The organism is Amycolatopsis orientalis DSM 43388 (assembly GCF_000411975.1).
Lineage (GTDB): Bacteria > Actinomycetota > Actinomycetes > Mycobacteriales > Pseudonocardiaceae > Amycolatopsis > Amycolatopsis orientalis_D.
This window is the reverse complement of the sequence record NZ_ASXG01000112.1, coordinates 1-15,954: the sequence shown is the minus strand read 5'-3', so window position 1 is coordinate 15,954 and position 15,954 is coordinate 1. Positions and strand designations below refer to the sequence as shown.

Here is a 15,954-nt window from a genome sequence, read left to right as displayed (position 1 = left end):
CCGTCGGGTCGTTGCTTGTGCGGGGAAGCCTCGCCCGGTCGTTCCTTGTGGGGGCGAGCCCCGCCCGGTCGTTCGTTGTGCGGGGAAGCCCCGCCCGGCCGTTCGTTGTGCGGGAAACCCCCACCCGGTCGTTCCTTGTGCGGGGAAGCGCCGCCCCGGCCGTCGCTGCGCGGCATCGGCAGGTCCGGCATCGAGCAAGCGGGACCTGCCGAGACGGATCTCCTCCCCGCTGTCGAGCGCGTCCGGCTCGGCGCGCGAAGTGCTCTTCTCCGGGCTGGCTGCGACCGGTGAGACGACAGCGGCTCCGGGACGCGACCCAGCGCAATCCGGCAACACCTGAGCCCGGGCCTCGGTGCGCCCCCGGGACGCACCGAGGCCACGGGTTCTTCCCCTCGGCCGGTGGTTCGTGGTCAGCCGCCTGCCATGGCTCCGATGATCAGGAACGGCTCCGCTCCGGACAGGACCGGGCCGGGCAGGGCAGTGTCAGGCGCGGCGTTCGACAGGTCCTCCTCGCAGGCGAAGAACCGGACGAACGCGCGGCGTTGGCCGGTCGTCGTGTCGCGGACCGTGCCGCGCAATTGCGGGTAGGCGCGTTCCAGCGCGTCCAGCAGGGTCTCCCGCGTCGGCGGGTCCTCGACCGGCAGCCGGATTTCTCCCTCGACCTTCGCCAGGCGGCGCAGGTGGGTGGGCAGCTTTACGCGCACGACGGTGGTCATCGCAGAGTCTGCACCTCGACCGAGCACACCGCGGGCAGGTCGCGCACGATCGGGGCCCAGCTGTCGCCCGCGTCGTTCGACGCGTAGACCTGTCCGCCGGTGGTGCCGAAGTAGATGCCCGCTTCGTCGCAGGAGTCGACGGCCATCGCGTCGCGCAGGATGTTCACATAGCAGTTTTCCTGCGGCAGGCCGTTGGTGAGCGGTTCCCATTCGCCGCCGCCGGTGCGGCTGCGGTACACGCGCAGCTTGCCCTCCGGCGGGTAGTGTTCCGAATCGCTGTGGATAGGGACCACGTACACCGTTTCCGGTTCGTGCGGGTGCACCGCGATCGGGAAACCGAAGTCGCTCGGCAGGTTGCCGCTGATTTCCCGCCAGTGCTCGCCCGCGTCGTCCGAGCGCATCACGTCCCAGTGTTTCTGCATGAACAGCACGTCCGGGCGCGACGGGTGCAGGGCGATCCGGTGCACGCAGTGCCCGACCTCCGCGTCCGGGTCCGGGATGCCGTCGGAGTGCAGGCCGCGGTTGATCGGCTGCCAGGTTTCGCCGCTGTCGTCGCTGCGGAACGCGCCCGCGGCGGAGATCGCGGCGAACATCCGCTTCGAGTTCCGCGGGTCGAGGATGATCGTGTGCAGGCACAATCCGCCCGCGCCCGGCTGCCAGCCCGGCCCGGACGCGTGCTTGCGCAGCCCGGTGAGCTCCTTCCAGCTCTTGCCGCCGTCGGTGCTGCGGTACAGCGCCGCGTCCTGCGCGCCCGCGTACACCGTGTCCGGGTCGGTCAGCGAGGGTTCCAGATGCCAGATCCGGGTGAACTCCCACGGTTTCAGCGTTCCGTCGTACCAGAGGTGATCGCCCGCGCCGCCCTCGTACGCGAAGTCGTGGTCGACCTGGTTCCAGGTCTTCCCGCCGTCGTCGGAACGCTGGATCAGCTGGCCGAACCACGACGTGGACTGCGACGCGTACAGCCGGTCCGGGTCCGCGGGCGAGCCGGCGAGGTGGTAGACCTCCCAGCCGCCGAAGTGCGGCCCCTCGACCTCCCAGCGCGTGCGGCCCTCGTCCGAGGTGAGGATGAACGCGCCCTTGCGCGTGCCGACCAGTACTCGAACTCCAGGCATGCTTTCTCCCTGACAACGGCCCCCTGACCTGGCTCAACCTAACCTCGCCAGCCGCGCGCCGCCTCTCCATTCTTGCGCTCTCGCCGACGCCAGCGGAGGCAGCGCGACGAGCACCGGAGGCGACCACGAGGGCGCGACGTCCAGCCGCACGTCCTGGCGCAGCGGCACCGGCCCGGCCCGGATCCGCAGCGGCCGGGCGGCCGAACCGACCGCCTGCACGGTCGGTGCGAGCTGCGCGCGCGGATCGGCGGCCGCGGGCAGCGCGCAGGCCAGCAGCCGGTAGGTGCCGGCGGGCACGTCGACGAGCGTGAACTCCAGGTCCGGCCCGAGCAGCGAGCCGCTGACCGGCACGCCGCGCGCCGACGACGTCGCGAACAGCCCGACGTACACCGCCGGGGCCCCGTCGAGCGCGGCCACCGCCGCTGGGCTCAGGAACGCCCGGCCGGTGACCGCGCCGCCCGTGCAGTCCGGCCCCGCCACCCGCACCGGTTCCGGCGGGTGCTCGGCGAGGAGGCCGGGCAGCTGCCGGAACCGGTGCGGGCTCACGCCGACCGCCGCGGTGAACCGGGTGGTGAACGTGCCCGGCGCGGAGAACCCGACCTCGTGGCAGATGTCGACCACTTTCTCCCCGGTGTCGAGCAGCAATTCCTTGGCGAGCTGGAACCGCTGCGCGGCCAGGAATTTCCCCGGCGGCAGGCCGATCTCCCGCTCGAACGCGCGCGCCAGGTGGAACGGGCTGTACCGGACGTGGTCGGCCACGTCCTCGAGCGTGAGCTGCCGGGTGCGTCCGGCGGCCAGGAACCTCGCCGCCTCCAGCACGGCGTCCCGCATGTGCACACCTCCTCGGATGTGCCGCCATGGTAAATCCGGGGACCGACAATTCCGGGCCGTCCGCGTTCGGGCGGCCGTGCGTGGAGGGTTTACCCGACTGAGCCGATGGCGGTGGGCGGATTGCGTCGGTCGGCTTCCAGGTCGACGACCACATCGGACCGTGGGCAGCTGGCGCAGGCCAGCATGTGCTCCTCGGCGAGCAGCGTGTCGCCGGGCTTCACCCTCGCCACACCGACGTTCTCGACAGCCATTTCCTGCGGTTCAGTGCTCATTGTCGAGTCGCTCCTCCGGCACGCCCAGCGCGGCAACGACTGCCCGGGCCGCGGCACGCACCGGCTCAGGACCGCAGACGCAGTACTCGGCCGTCGGGGAAGCGTCGCCCAGCCAGCGGCGCAGCAGCTCGCGTCCGGACGCGACAGCAGATGCGTGATCCGCAACCGGCGCGGATGGCGGCGCCAACCGGGCGAGCTGCGCGGCGAAGATGATTTCTCCCGAAGACCGGCCCGCGTACCGCAGCGAGATCCGGCTGCGACCCGCTAAATCGTGAGCTTTAGCTCGGGTACTTGGCTACTCGCTTTCCCCGCCCCGCGATACCGGTGCTCAGCGCGCATCGACCGCGCCGGCTGCTCGCGTTTCGCGGGCAGGTTATCCGGTCGTGCCGCGGTTTTTGCGCTGGTTCGCGTTGAATCGCGCCTTCTTCTGCCGGTTCCCGCACGTGTTCATTTCGCACCACCGGCGGGTGCGGCTCTGGCTGGTGTCGAAGAAGGCGGCTCGGCAGGTCGGCGACGCGCACAAGGCGAGTTTTCCGTCCCGCTCGCCGGAGAGGATGCTGATCGCGTCGGCGGCGATCACGCCGAGGGCGTCTTCCACGGCGGTTTCCGAGCTGAGCTGCCAGCGCCGTTTTCCGTCCGGCGTCAGGACCGCCGACGCCCGGCCCTGCGTGCTGCGAGCGTTGATGACTTCGACCGCCGCCGCGGGGAGCGGCTCGTGGAGCGCGGCCGCGGCGGCGGCGGCGTGAATCGACTCCCGCAGTTCCTTGGCGAGTTCGAGCTGCCCGGCGGTGCAGGAATCCACGGCGAGGCCGCTCACGGCCAGCCAGTCGGCGAGCCGCTGCGGGGTCGGGATGCGCTCGACAGGGTCGCCGCGGCGTTCGGTGCGGGTCGCCGTGAAGCTGGTCGCGAGCACGGTGCCGAGGCGGAAGTCAGGGAACGCGGCAGGCATGGAACCAGCTTAGCCGGTTGCGCTCGGCGACGGGCGGCTGCTAGAACCGTCTAAGCCGGTTCCAACCCTCCGAGGAGGACTGATGACCTCTCTGACCAGCGCCGTCGAAACCTTCCGCTCCCGCGCGACGGACGCCGACCTCGACGATCTGCGCGCTCGGCTGGCCGCGGCGAGGCTGCCGGAGCGGGAGACGGCGCCCGGCCCGGACCGCTGGGACCAGGGCGTTCCGCTCGCCGACCTCACGGATCTCGTGCACTACTGGCGCACCGGGTACGACTGGCGGTCGTTCGAGGAGCGGCTCGACCGGATCGGCCAGTTCCGGACCGTCGTCGACGGCCTGGGCATCCACTTCCTGCACCGCCGGTCTCCGCGCGCGGACGCCGTTCCGCTGGTCCTGACGCACGGGTGGCCCGGCAGTGTCGCGGAGTTCGTCGACGTCGTGGACGCCCTGGCGGACCCGGAAGACGCCGGCGCGCCCGCCTTCCACGTCGTGGCTCCGTCCCTGCCCGGTTTCGGGTACAGCGACAAACCTGCCGCGACGGGGTGGGGCACGGAAAAGATCGCGGCCGCGTGGGCGGAATTGACCGACCGGCTCGGATACCGGAAGTTCCTGGCGCACGGCGGCGACTGGGGCGGCAATATCACCACGGTTCTCGCCGGCCGGTTCCCGGAGCGGGTTCTCGGCGTCCACACGCTGTTCGCGGAGGGCCCGCCCGGCTTGCCGGCCGACGGGCTGACGGCTGCCGAGCGCAGGTGGACCGAGGAGACCCGGCACTTCTGGCGGCATCGCGCCGCGTATGCGAAGCAACAGGCGACACGGCCGCAGACCATCGGGTACTCGCTGGTCGATTCGCCGGTCGGGCTGCTCGCCTGGATCGTGGACAAGTTCGCGGAGTGGTCGGATACCGAGGACAGTCCCTTCGAAACCATTTCCCGCGACCGCGTTCTGGACGATGTCACCTTGTACTGGCTGACGCGATCCGGGGCGTCGGCGGCCCGGATCTACTACGAGAGCCACAATTCGCTGGACCCGGAGTTGCGGGTGGACGTTCCGGCGGCGGTCACGATGTACCCGCGCGATATCGAGAAGACCCCCCAGCCGTGGGCGGAGAAGCGGTTCCGGCAGATCGTCCGGTGGCGGGAGCCGGAACGGGGCGGGCACTTCCCGTCGCTGGAAGTGCCGGAGTACTTCGTCCGGGACCTGCGCGAAGGGCTCGCCGCGGTGCTGAGTGCCGCGGGGTGACAAATGGCAGGGGTCCGCCGCCGCGTCGGCTGGTGTGGTGAATCGGCAACTCCGAGCCGATCTCCGAGCCGATGAGGAGAGCTGAATGCGAAAGACCATGCCGATCGCGCTTGCCGTCGCGGTGCTGGCGGGGGTGGTGACCGCGGCCCCCGCGTCGGCTCTGCCGCTGCGGTGGGGGGCGTGCCCGGGCGGCGGTCAACTGCCCGGCTTGCAGTGTTCGACCGTGCCGGTTCCGCTGGACTACCGGGATCCGGACGGGCGGAAGATCGACCTCGCGGTGTCCCGGCTGTCCGCGGCGAAACCGGACAAGCGGCGCGGCGTGCTGCTGGTCAACCCCGGCGGGCCCGGCCTCTCCGGGTTGCGCGTTCCCGTGGTGCAGCCGTTTCCGCATGCGGTGCGCGACAGTTACGACATCGTCGGCTTCGACCCGCGCGGGATCGGTTCCAGCGCGGGGTTGACCTGCGGTCTCGACGACGCGGACAAAGCGGCCGCGGCGAACCCGCCCTATCCGCACAATCCGGCGGAGGTCGCGAAATCGGCCGAACTGGCCCGGCGGATCGCTCAGCAATGCACCAGTTCGGACACCGCCGATCTGCTGCCGTTCGTCACCACCGCCAACACGGCACGGGACATGGACCGGATCCGGGAGGCCTTGGGCGAGAAGAAGGTTTCCTATTACGGGGAGTCCTACGGCACCTATCTCGGGGCGGTGTACACGACGTTGTTCCCGGACCGCAGCGACCGGGTCGTGCTCGACAGCAGTCTGCCGCCGGAGGGATACGACGTCGAGGCGTTGCGAGCGCAGGCGTTCGGTTTCCAGACCCGGTTCCCCGACTTCGCGAGCTTCGCCGCGAAGCACGAGCAGGACTACCACCTCGGCGCCACTTCGGCGGCGGTGACGGCGAAGTACTACCAGCTGGCCGATCGGCTGGACCGGACGCCGGAGTCCGGATTCGACGGGACGGCGTTCCGCGGCTTCACGTCCGGGGAGCTCCGGAATGACGCCAGTTTCAAAGAGCTTGCCGCGTATTGGCATCTGCTCGACACCCATCAGCCGCTTCCCGCGGCCGCCGCGCCGAAGACGGACGGCGATCGCGGCAGTTTCCCGGTCGGATACCTCGGGGTGCTCTGCGGGGATTCGCGGTGGCCGACGTCGGTGCGGACCTATCAGCGCAACGTCGAGATCGACCGGGCAAGGTATCCGATGTACGGCGCTTACACCGCCAATATCCGGGCGTGTGCGTACTGGCCCGCACCGGTCGAGCCGAAGGTGCCGATCACCGGCACCGGACCGGCCGACGTGCTGATGGTGCAGAACCTCCGCGACCCGGCGACGCCGTTGCCCGGGGCGTTGCGCACCCGAGGGGCGCTCGGCTCTCGGGCCCGGATGGTCGTCGCCGACCAGGGCGGCCACGTCGCTTACGGCGCGGGCGCGAACCAATGCCTGAACGACGCCGCGACGGCGTACCTGGTCGACGGGAACTTCCCGGCACGGGACCGATTCTGCCCGGCCGAGCGTTCCTTCCCGGCTAGTCGGCGGTGAAAATGGGAGCGAAGAACGCGGCGAGCTCGGCGGTGGCGGTGAGCGGGAGGACGTTCGCGACGTACTGGTCCGGCCGGACCACCACGACCGCGCCGTCGGGCGAAATGCCGCGGGCCGCGAAGATGTCGTCCGCCGGGTCCGCCGCGTAGACCTTTTCGTAGTCGATCAGCGAGAAGGGGCCGGTGCGGGGAAGGAAGATCTCCGGGACCTCGCCGAGGTCGATTTCCTCGTACGGGCGCGGGTAGATCACCTTGACGTCGAACCAGGCGTCGGCGTCGAGGTCCTTCGGCGTGTGGGCCACGACCGGGGAGTCCTCGGCCCCGCCGAGCCATTCGGCGAATGCGGTCGCCGAGCCGGGTGCGGCGGGGGCGAAAACGTAGATGCGCCAGCGGCCGTCCGCCTGGGCGTGGTGTCCTAAGTGGACCGGGTTCGCGTCGCAGACCCGCATCACCGGAGCGGACTTGAAGCGTTTGCCGATCGGGAAACCCGTCGCCAGACCCTGGTGTTCCGGCGAGGCGATGAGCACCGAAGGCTGGTAGCACGTCATGAAACCGGACGGGAATTCGAAGGTCTTCACGTAGAACTCTTCCAGCTCCGCCGGGTCGGCCAGGTCCTCCGGCCGGGTCGCCATCAGGGTCGACCATTCCTTGTCGAAGTCGATGAGGTTCTTCGCGATCAGCTGGCGTTCCGCGGAATAGGTGGCCAGCAGCGAAGCGGGGCCGCGGCCGTCCAGGACGTGGCCGAGTTTCCAGCCGAGGTTGAACCCGTCCTGCATCGAGACGTTCATGCCCTGCCCGGCTTTCGCGCTGTGCGTGTGGCAGGCGTCGCCGGTGATGAACACGCGCGGGAGCCGGGGGTCGCCGGCCGGAACGTCGTCGAATTTGTCGGTGAGCCGGTGGCCGACCTCGTACACGCTGTGCCAGGCGACGTTCTTCACGTCCAAAGCGTACGGACGCAGGATCGCGTTGGCGCGCGCGATGATCTGGTCGATGGTCGTTTTCCGCACGGCCCCGCGGTCGTCCTCGGACACCTCGCCCAGGTCGACGTACATCCGGAACAGCGAGCCGCCCTCGCGCGGGATGAGCAGGATGTTGCCGCCGTCGTGGGACTGGATGGCGCATTTCGTGCGGATGTCCGGGAAATCGGTGACCGCGAGGACGTCCATCACGCCCCACGCGTGCAATGCCTGGTCGCCGACGAGTTTCCGGCCGATCGCCTCGCGCACCGCGCTGCGCGCGCCGTCGCAGCCGACGACGTATTTGGCCCGGACCACGCGATCCTCGCCGGTGCGCGGGCCGGTGGTGTGCCGCAGCGTGACGGCCACCGGGTATTCGTCGCCCTCGGCGATCGCCAGCGACTGGAATTCCAGGCCGAAATCGGGCTTCATCCGGCTCGGCGAGTGGGCCATGTACTCGGCGAAGTAGTCCTGCACGCGGGCCTGGTTGACGATGAGGTGCGGGAATTCGCTGATCCCGGTGGGGTCGTCGGGCACGCGCGACGAGCGGACGATGCGTTTCGGGTCGGCGGGATCGGGCTTCCAGAACGACATCGTGGTGATCCGGTACGCCTCCTCGACGATCCGGTTCGCGAACCCGAAGGCCTGGAACGTTTCGACGCTGCGTGCCTGGATCCCGTCCGCCTGCCCGACCTCGAGCCGCCCGCCCCGGCGCTCGACGACGCGCGTGACGACGTTCGGGTACCGGGACAGCTGCGCGGCGGTGATCATGCCCGCCGGGCCGGTGCCCACGATCAGCACGTCGACCTCGTCCGGCAGTTCCGCCGGCCGGTCGAGTCCGGTTCCGGCGGCGGGCAGGACGCGCGGCTCGCCGGAAACGTAGCCGTGGTGGTGGAACTGCATGGGTTTCCTCACCTCATCGTGAAGCGCTGCGCCAAGGGGACCTTGTTCGATAATCGAACTCGTTGTTCAATTATTGAGTACGTTGATGCTAAGGTGGGCCGCTCCGGTGCACAAGACCCCGCGGGGAAGGACCGAGTCGTGACGGAAGCCAAGCAAGCGGCCGGGTCGCAGACGTTGTCGCGCGGGCTCACCGCGCTGGAAGTGCTCGCCGAGGCCGACACGCCGCTGTCGATCGGCGAGCTGGCCGCGCGGCTCGGGCTGCACCGGTCGATCACCTACCGGATCGTGCGCACGCTCGAGGACCACGGGCTCGTCGTGCGCGGCGCGAACGGCGAGCTGGAGCTGGGAGCGCGGCTGGCGGCGTTGGCGCGCAACGTTTCCCGCGATCTTCAGTCGACCGCGTTGCCGGAGCTGACCGTGCTCGCGAACGAACTCGGCATGACCGCGTTCCTCGCGACGCTCGACGGCGAGGATTCCGTCGTCACGCTGGCCAGCGTCGAACCGCGGCAGGCGACGGCGGCGGTCGCGCAGCGCCCGGGAAGCCGCCATCCGATCACCGACGGCGCCCCCGGGCGCGCGATTTTGCAGCAGTTGCGCGGGGAGAAGGCGTCGTACGAGACCAGTCATGACGAGGTGATCCCCGGGCTGTCGTCGATCGCGGTGCCGCTCGCGGTGCCCGGGCAGCATCCGGCGGCGCTGGCGGTGGTGTATCTGACCGGTCCCGCTGATGTCTCCGCGATCGGGGCCCGGCTGGCGCAGGCGGCGGAAGTGATCCGGGCCGAACTGCATCCGTAGCGGACGCGGTGGACAGCGGCCGGGCACGGGAAGCACGATGGCGACCGTGGTACAGACGACGCGCTTCGCCCGCTTCCCGCTCGGACACTTCCCGACCCCGCTCGAACCGCTGGACCGGCTCACCGCGCGGCTGCGCGAGCGCCACCCCGGCGTTCCGGACCTCTGGATCAAACGCGACGACTGCACCGGCTTGGCGACCGGCGGCAACAAGACGCGCAAGCTGGAATTCCTCGTCGGCGACGCGCTCGCCCGCGGTGCCGACACGCTGATCACCCAGGGCGCGACGCAATCCAACCACGCCCGGCAGACCGCCGCGGCCGCCGCGCGCGCCGGACTGGCGTGCCGGCTGCTGCTGGAACAACGCCAGGTGCGCGACGAGGAGTACGAGAACTCCGGCAACGTGTTCCTCGACGAACTGCTCGGCGCGGAGATCGTGGACCGGGTACCGGCCGGAACCGATATGTCAGCGGCGATGGAGGACGTGGCGGCGAAGCTGCGTGCGGAGGGGCGGCGGCCATACGTGATCCCGGGCGGTGGGTCGAATCCGATCGGCGCGCTCGGGTACGTGCAGTGCGCGCTGGAACTGGACGCCGCGCCGGTCCCGATCGACTGGGTAGTGCACGCGACCGGCAGCACCGGCACCCAGGCCGGGCTGGTCGCCGGGTTGCGCGCGGTGCACAGCCCGGCGCGGGTGCTCGGCGTCAGCGTGCGGCAGCCGGAAGCGCGGCAGATCGACGCCGTGCACGGACTGGCCAGCCGGACGGCGGAGCTGATCGGCGCCGAGGTTTCCCGCGCCGACGTGCTGGTCGACGACCGATGGGTCGGCGAGGGCTACGGCGTGCCGACCCAGTCCATGGTGGACGCGGTGCGGCTGCTCGCCGAGACCGAAGGAATCCTGCTGGACCCGGTGTACTCGGGGAAGGGCTTCGCCGGTCTGCTCGGCGCGATCGAGGAGGGCCGGTTCGCCGCGACCGACCGGGTCGTGTTCGTGCACACCGGCGGCGTCGCCGGGCTGTTCGGCTACCGGTCGACGTTCCAGTGATCGCGGGCATCCTCGGCGGCATGGGTCCCGCTGCGACCGCGGATTTCTACGCGAAACTCATCGCGCGCACGGCCGCCGAACGCGACCAGGACCATCTGCGAGTGGCGATCTGGGCGGACCCGACGGTCCCGGACCGCGTGGCGGCGGTCCTCGACGGCAGCACCGACCCGTATCCGGCGTTGCTCGCCGGAGCGGAGAAACTGCGCGACCTCGGCGCGTCCGTCATCGCGATGCCGTGCCACACCGCGCATTTCTTCCTGGACCGGCTGGCCGCGGACAGCGGGGTGCCGTTCGTGGACATGATCGCGGAAACGGCGGGCGTCCTCGAGGGACGGACCGGGCCGGTCGGGCTGCTCGGCACGCGCGGGACGATCGCCGCCGGGCTGTATCAACGGCGGGTGCCCGGGGTCGAATGGGTCGTGCCGTCCGAAGCGGGGCAGCGGGAGGTCGACTTCGCGGTGGCGGCGGTGAAACGCGGCGACCGGGCGGGCGGAGCGGCGCATTTCGCCCGGGCGCTGGCGCAGGTCGACGCGCCGTTGTCGGTGCTGGCGTGCACGGAACTGCCCTTGGCGGCGGGGAAAACGACCGGAGTGCTGGACCCGACCGACCTGCTCGCCGATGCGGTGATCCGCCGCTGCGGCGGAAAACCGGTCGACGCCCGGCCGTCCGGCTGACAGAGTCCGGCCATGACTGATCTGCTGACCGCCGCGGACGTGCAGCTCATGCAGGGTCTCGCGCAGCGGATCACCGCGGTGCGCCCGGAACTCGTCAACAGCGACGCCTCCTACGGCGAACTGGCCTGGAACTGGGGCAAAGCGCATGCGGCGCAAGGGGAGAGCTGGGTCCGCCGGCTGTGGTTCGCCGGGGAGGATCTCGTCGCGTGGGGCTGGGCGCACCTGCCGCGGAGCGTGCGGCGCAGCGACGGGTCGGTCAAGGACATCACCGGCGCCTATCTGGCCTATCAGGTCCACCCGGACCACGCCGGGCTGGTCGACGAGGTGATCGACTGGTTCGACGCCACCGCCGACGGCCTCGAACGCACGGTGCTGCCCGGCGCGGCGGACAAGTTCGGCCTCGAGCGCTGGGCGGCGCACGGCTACCAGCCGGATCCGGACGGCCTCGGCGACACCGGCTCCTGGACCCAGCTGAACGAACGCGACCTCGAGGTGCTCGAAAAGCCAGTGCTGCCGGATGGTTTCCGCTTCCGCACCGCGGCCGAAGCCGGGCCGGAGGCGGCCGTCCAGGCACACCTGGACGCGTGGGGCGTCATCGCGTACTCGGCGGAAAGCTACGAAGGCGTCCGCGCGACCCCGGCCTACCGCGGTGACCTGCACATCCTGGTCGAAGCGCCGGACGGGACGATGGCGGCGTCCACGATCCTGTGGCTGGACGAGGCGAACCAGACCGTCGAATTCGAGCCGGTCGGCACCCACCCGCAGTACCGGCGGCTCGGGCTGGGCCGCGCGATGCTGCTGCACGGCATGGCCCGCGCGCGGGCGGCCGGAGCCACCCACGCGACGGTCGCTTGCCTTGGCGCGCCGGGACATCCGTCGGCGCGCGGGTTGTACTACAGCGTCGGGTTTCGCCAGATCTCGCGGGACGTGCCACTGGTCAAACCCGCGTGAGCGGAGGCTCGCCCATCCGCATCGCCGCGGACTTCGCGGACCTCCGGACCGCATCGAGGCCGTAGCCGCGCATCGCCGCTTCGTATTCCCACAGGGCCGGGAGGAAGGCGATGCCCCTGGACGAACCTGGCTTTTTCCGGAAGCGGATTGTCAACGACGGTTTTCCGCCTAGGCTGAGGGCATGTGCGCGACCGGGCCGGAGATCCGCGGGACGCGGGTGGAACTGCTGACCGCCCCGGACTGCCCGAACGCCGCCGAGGCCCGGGCGCTGGTCGCCGAGTGCGTCGCCGAAAGCGGCCTCGACGCGGCGGTGGTCGAACGCGTCGGCCGCTACCGCTCGCCGACGGTCCTGGTCGACGGGGTCGACGTGATGGGAACGGCCGGATCGGTCGCCGGGGACGCGTGCCGGTTGGACGTCCCGACCCGGGAACGGGTGCTCGCCGCGTTGACCGCCGCAGGGGGCTGAGCGCGGTTTTGCCCACGATCCGGTCACCGCGGCGGATGCGGAGGTGCTGAGCGTACGGTCGGAGTCGACCATGCTCGGCGAGCGACAGAGTGAGGTTTGGTGTACCGCAGCAATACCGACGTCGATCGCGGCGCTTTCGTGTGGATGGTCAAGAACGCCGTCGTCCCGCGTCCGATCGCCTGGGTGAGCACAGTGGACGACGCGGGCGTGCGGAATCTCGCGCCGTTCAGCTACTTCGCTCCGCTGACCATGGATCCGCCGACGGTGCTCTTCTCGATTTCGGAAGCGCCGAAGGACACATTGGCCAATATCGAGACGCGGGGCGAGTTCGCGATCACGATCGCGCTGAGCGGCCAGGAGGAGCTGGTCGCGCGCACCGCGTCCACAGTGGACTCCGCAGTGGACGAAGCGGAGCACGTCGGGCTGTCGTGGACCCCCGGGGTGCGGATCGCGGTGCCGCACCCCGCCGGGACGGGCCCGAGCCTGGAGTGCACGCTGGTGAAGATCGAGGAGTTCCGAGGCGCGCACCTGGTCTTCGGCGAGGTCGTCGGGGTGGCGGTGGACGACCGGCTGCTGCGCGCGGACGGCCGGCTGGACCAGGACGTGTACCACCCGGTCGGCCGCATGGGCGGCGCGACGTTCACCCGGGTGGACAACTGGGTGCGGGTGCCGATCCCGGCCCCGGAGGAGTTCCTGGCCGGGAGTCAGCACTCGGATCTGGGCAGGTAGCCCTGCTGACAGAGGTATTCGCGCTGGATCTCGCCGGACGTTTTCGGGCGGCCGGGACCGCCGGGGTCGAGGTAGCCCTGGTATTCCTTGCAGCGCGGGTTGAACCGGCCCGCGTCGACCGCCCGCTGCCCGCATCCCGGGCTGGTCGCGGGATCGCGCCGCTTGGCCTTCGGCTTGGTGCTGCTGGGCACGCTGGCCGGGGTTGAAGCGATCGGAGCTGGCGTGGCCGGGACGGTCGTCGTGGCCGGAGCCGGCTGCGGGCCCGGCTGGCTCGTCGGCGACGCCCCGGCGACGGCGCGCTGGGCAGGCGGATCCGCGGTGCACCCGGTCAGCGCCAAGGCCAGCGCGATGGCGGCGACGGCGCGGCGGGTCATGCTCGAAAGACGTCCCGCGCCCCGTGAGCGTTACCGTGCGTTTCGCGCAATCTAGACCCGGTCCGCGCCTGAGCAGGGAGGTTTCCGTGGCCGACGCGACCCTTTCCGGGGTCCTCGACCGGCCTTGGCAAGCTCCGCGCCCTCGCGAAGGAACTCAAAGCCCAGTCCGGCCTCGCCCGCGAACTCTGGCAGACCGGCGACACCGACGCCCGCCTGCTGGCCCTTCTCGTCGCGCGGCCGAAGCAATTCGACCGCGACGACCTCGACACCATGCTGCGCGAGGCGGGCGAACCCAAGGTGCAGGACTGGCTCCTCGCGAACCTCGTCAAGAAAAGCGTCCACGCCGAGGACCTCCGGGTAGCCTGCTCGGCGATCCCGACCCGATGGTGGCGAGCGCGGGCTGGGCGTTGACCGCGGACCGCGTCGCGAAGAAGCCTGCCGGTCTGGACCTGCCCGGGTTGCCCGGCGTCATCGAAGCTGAAATGAAAGCCGCACTGGACCGGCTGCAGTGGCGATGAACCATTGCCTGGCCCAGATCGGCATCGAAAACCCGCACCTGCGCGCCCGCGCGATCGCCATCGGCGAGGGGCTGGGCGTGCTCAAGGACTACCCGACGCCGCCGAACTGCACGTCGCCGTACGCGCCGGTGCGGATCGCGGAGATGGTCAAGCGACAGCCCTGACGAAACCCAACGGCCTCCCTGCTCGCCGCCAAGAACGGGCAGCGGCCAGCCGCTCCGGCCTGGGTTCCGGTCCAGCTGACCCGCCCGAGCCGCGGGTTCGGTGTCGCGGATCAAGCCCGGAATCTTTTCGGCGGCTCGAAATCCCGGGCCACCGCCGTCGCTACGAGGAGGTCGCGCATCTTCAGCGCACTCCGCGCCGGTGACCAACGCCAGCCCGCTCTGGTTGGAGTCTCCATCGTCGCCGGAATCCGCCGGGTTCCCGCACGGCAAATCTCGGAGCCGGGCCTCGGGGCAGGGGTGCCGGGGCCGCTCCACTGGCCCCGGCACCCGTCGCGTCAACCCTTCAGCAAGCCCTGCATCTCGGCGATCTCAGCCTGCTGCGCGTCGATGATCCGCTGCGCCAGCGCCCTCGCCCCGGCGTCCGCACCCTGGGCCAGCTCGGTCTTCGCCATCTCGACCGCGCCCTGGTGGTGCTTGATCATCATCTCCAGCCAGGACCGGTCGAAGGCCGGGCCCTTGGCCGCGTCGAGGCTTTTGAGGTCGGCGTCGGACATCATGCCGGTCATCGAGTGCTCGCCGGACATCTGGTGGCCGCCGGGCATGGAGTGGCTGGCGGCCGCGACGCCCCAGCTGGTCAGCCAGCCCTGCAGCTGCCGGATCTCCGGGTCCTGCGCCCGGTCGATCCGGCCGGCCAGGTCGACGACCTTCGGGTCACTGCTGCGCGACGGCACCATTTTCGCCATCTCCAGCGCCTGCTGGTGGTGCGGGATCATTTGCTGGGCGAACGCGACGTCGGCGGCGTTGTGTCCCGCCTGCGAGCTGGGAGCGGGCGCGGGGGAATCCGGGCTGCCGCACGCGCCGAGCAGGAGCGACGCGGCCAGCACGACACCGCTGAAAAAGATTTTGCGCACGAAAAAACCTTCTCTCAAAAGGAAAATTGCGAGGAAAGACCGGAATGGAGAAGGCCGATCAGGTTCGCAACACGCAGAGAGAAGTCAGGACGTCCCGGCCCCGTCTGTCGGGAGGGCGGCCGGCCGCGGGGGAGCCGCGGGTGCCGTCGAAGACCGCCCGCACCGCTTCGTAGCGACGGAAGGCCACCAGGCCCAGGATGAGCGCGCCGGCCGCGTACAGGACCGCCAGGCAGAGGTGCAGCATCGAGTGTTCGCCGGCGGGCATGCCCGAGTCGGCGACGGTCTCGGGTGCCGCGACGACGGACACCTGGCTCGTCATGGCGTGCCCCGCTCCGGGCGAGGGCACGTGGTGCATCACCGCGACGCCCAGCGCAAGCGCGAACAGCAGCAGCACGCGCTGCACGCTGCCGAGCCGGGACGCCGCCATGGACCCCACCGTACCGGGCGGCGGGGAGCCGGCGCGGGGCGGACAAACCGGTCACGCTGGGTGGTCGGCGATCCCGCCCAGTACTGGAAGTTGAACATTCACTCAAGCAGGTCCAGCCTGTGGCGCCGAGGCCGCCCCCGCTCGCCCGCGGCACGGGTGTGCTACTAGGTTCGAGGGGGCAAGACTTGATGTCGAAGAGAGAAGGAGGGCCCCATGGCCCGGTACGAGCTGCCCGAACTCGACTACGACTACGGTGCCCTCGCACCGCACATCTCCGGCGAGATCAACGAGCTGCACCACAGCAAGCACCACGCCGCCTACGTCAAGGGCGCGAACGACACGCTGGACAAGCTCGCCGCCGCGCGCGAGGCGGGAGACT

The 15,954-nt window shown here is 70.6% G+C and carries 17 protein-coding genes and 2 pseudogenes; 10 read left to right on the top strand and 9 right to left on the bottom strand.

What is annotated here, in order from left to right; genetic code table 11:
* Positions 1 to 410: 410 nt before the first annotated feature.
* The 5 genes from L942_RS21830 to L942_RS21810 form a co-directional block, all read right to left on the bottom strand.
* Positions 411 to 716 (bottom strand): MoaD/ThiS family protein, encoded by a 306-nt coding sequence (locus L942_RS21830; RefSeq protein ID WP_037363453.1) that lies wholly within the window; start codon positions 714 to 716, stop codon positions 411 to 413.
* On the bottom strand, positions 713 to 1,828 hold the full coding sequence (locus L942_RS21825; protein WP_037363451.1) for a WD40/YVTN/BNR-like repeat-containing protein: 1,116 nt from the start codon (positions 1,826 to 1,828) through the stop codon (positions 713 to 715). The genes L942_RS21830 and L942_RS21825 overlap by 4 nt, the downstream gene beginning before the upstream one ends.
* A gap of 33 nt (positions 1,829 to 1,861) precedes the next feature.
* Positions 1,862 to 2,659: a helix-turn-helix transcriptional regulator gene (locus tag L942_RS21820; RefSeq protein ID WP_037363450.1), complete on the bottom strand. Its 798-nt coding sequence runs from the start codon at positions 2,657 to 2,659 to the stop codon at positions 1,862 to 1,864.
* A gap of 89 nt (positions 2,660 to 2,748) precedes the next feature.
* Positions 2,749 to 2,931, bottom strand: a complete 183-nt coding sequence (locus L942_RS21815; protein ID WP_037363449.1) for a hypothetical protein — start codon at positions 2,929 to 2,931, stop codon at positions 2,749 to 2,751.
* A 373-nt stretch (positions 2,932 to 3,304) separates the two neighbouring features.
* Positions 3,305 to 3,880, bottom strand: coding sequence for a CGNR zinc finger domain-containing protein (locus tag L942_RS21810; RefSeq protein ID WP_037363448.1), 576 nt, complete (start codon positions 3,878 to 3,880; stop codon positions 3,305 to 3,307).
* An 82-nt stretch (positions 3,881 to 3,962) separates the two neighbouring features.
* On the opposite strand from L942_RS21810, the gene L942_RS21805 reads away from it, so the two are divergent.
* Together L942_RS21805 and L942_RS21800 are read left to right on the top strand one after the other, a co-directional pair.
* Complete coding sequence (locus L942_RS21805) at positions 3,963 to 5,123, top strand: epoxide hydrolase family protein (RefSeq protein WP_037363444.1); 1,161 nt, start codon at positions 3,963 to 3,965, stop codon at positions 5,121 to 5,123.
* Between the two features lie 85 nt (positions 5,124 to 5,208).
* The gene (locus L942_RS21800; protein ID WP_037363442.1) at positions 5,209 to 6,666 is read left to right on the top strand and encodes an alpha/beta hydrolase; all 1,458 of its coding nucleotides are present in this window, start codon (positions 5,209 to 5,211) and stop codon (positions 6,664 to 6,666) included.
* Here L942_RS21800 and L942_RS21795 read toward each other — a convergent pair.
* On the bottom strand, positions 6,653 to 8,524 hold the full coding sequence (locus L942_RS21795) for an FAD-binding monooxygenase (protein ID WP_037363440.1): 1,872 nt from the start codon (positions 8,522 to 8,524) through the stop codon (positions 6,653 to 6,655). The two genes, L942_RS21800 and L942_RS21795, sit on opposite strands and share 14 nt — an antisense overlap.
* A gap of 138 nt (positions 8,525 to 8,662) precedes the next feature.
* Here L942_RS21795 and L942_RS21790 point away from each other — a divergent pair, with 138 nt between their 5' ends.
* The 6 genes from L942_RS21790 to L942_RS21765 all read left to right on the top strand — a co-directional run bounded on the left by L942_RS21790 (position 8,663) and on the right by L942_RS21765 (position 13,181).
* The gene (locus L942_RS21790) at positions 8,663 to 9,319 is read left to right on the top strand and encodes an IclR family transcriptional regulator (RefSeq protein WP_051166141.1); all 657 of its coding nucleotides are present in this window, start codon (positions 8,663 to 8,665) and stop codon (positions 9,317 to 9,319) included.
* Between the two features lie 37 nt (positions 9,320 to 9,356).
* The gene (locus L942_RS21785; protein WP_037363439.1) at positions 9,357 to 10,361 is read left to right on the top strand and encodes a D-cysteine desulfhydrase; all 1,005 of its coding nucleotides are present in this window, start codon (positions 9,357 to 9,359) and stop codon (positions 10,359 to 10,361) included.
* Positions 10,358 to 11,035 carry an aspartate/glutamate racemase family protein gene (locus tag L942_RS21780; RefSeq protein WP_037363438.1) on the top strand — a complete coding sequence of 226 codons (678 nt, stop codon included), beginning with the start codon at positions 10,358 to 10,360 and terminating at the stop codon, positions 11,033 to 11,035. Before L942_RS21785 ends, L942_RS21780 begins: the two co-directional genes overlap by 4 nt.
* Before the next feature lie 12 nt (positions 11,036 to 11,047).
* Positions 11,048 to 11,986 carry a GNAT family N-acetyltransferase gene (locus L942_RS21775; RefSeq protein WP_037363437.1) on the top strand — a complete coding sequence of 313 codons (939 nt, stop codon included), beginning with the start codon at positions 11,048 to 11,050 and terminating at the stop codon, positions 11,984 to 11,986.
* A gap of 181 nt (positions 11,987 to 12,167) precedes the next feature.
* Complete coding sequence (locus tag L942_RS21770; RefSeq protein ID WP_037363436.1) at positions 12,168 to 12,452, top strand: hypothetical protein; 285 nt, start codon at positions 12,168 to 12,170, stop codon at positions 12,450 to 12,452.
* A 99-nt stretch (positions 12,453 to 12,551) separates the two neighbouring features.
* The gene (locus L942_RS21765; protein WP_051166140.1) at positions 12,552 to 13,181 is read left to right on the top strand and encodes a flavin reductase family protein; all 630 of its coding nucleotides are present in this window, start codon (positions 12,552 to 12,554) and stop codon (positions 13,179 to 13,181) included.
* Here the strand turns inward: L942_RS21765 and L942_RS21760 are convergent.
* The gene (locus tag L942_RS21760; RefSeq protein WP_037363434.1) at positions 13,157 to 13,555 is read right to left on the bottom strand and encodes a hypothetical protein; all 399 of its coding nucleotides are present in this window, start codon (positions 13,553 to 13,555) and stop codon (positions 13,157 to 13,159) included. The two genes, L942_RS21765 and L942_RS21760, sit on opposite strands and share 25 nt — an antisense overlap.
* A 123-nt stretch (positions 13,556 to 13,678) precedes the next feature.
* Here L942_RS21760 and L942_RS21755 point away from each other — a divergent pair.
* Positions 13,679 to 14,237, top strand: a pseudogene (locus tag L942_RS21755) (DNA alkylation repair protein); the annotation flags it as partial.
* A gap of 335 nt (positions 14,238 to 14,572) precedes the next feature.
* On the opposite strand, the gene L942_RS21750 reads toward L942_RS21755, so the two are convergent.
* Together L942_RS21750 and L942_RS21745 are read right to left on the bottom strand one after the other, a co-directional pair.
* Positions 14,573 to 15,148: a DUF305 domain-containing protein gene (locus tag L942_RS21750; RefSeq protein WP_037363433.1), complete on the bottom strand. Its 576-nt coding sequence runs from the start codon at positions 15,146 to 15,148 to the stop codon at positions 14,573 to 14,575.
* 58 nt (positions 15,149 to 15,206) lie between these two features.
* On the bottom strand, positions 15,207 to 15,575 hold the full coding sequence (locus L942_RS21745; protein WP_037363431.1) for a hypothetical protein: 369 nt from the start codon (positions 15,573 to 15,575) through the stop codon (positions 15,207 to 15,209).
* A 213-nt stretch (positions 15,576 to 15,788) separates the two neighbouring features.
* On the opposite strand from L942_RS21745, the pseudogene L942_RS21740 reads away from it, so the two are divergent.
* Positions 15,789 to 15,954 (top strand): annotated as a pseudogene (locus L942_RS21740) (superoxide dismutase); the annotation flags it as partial.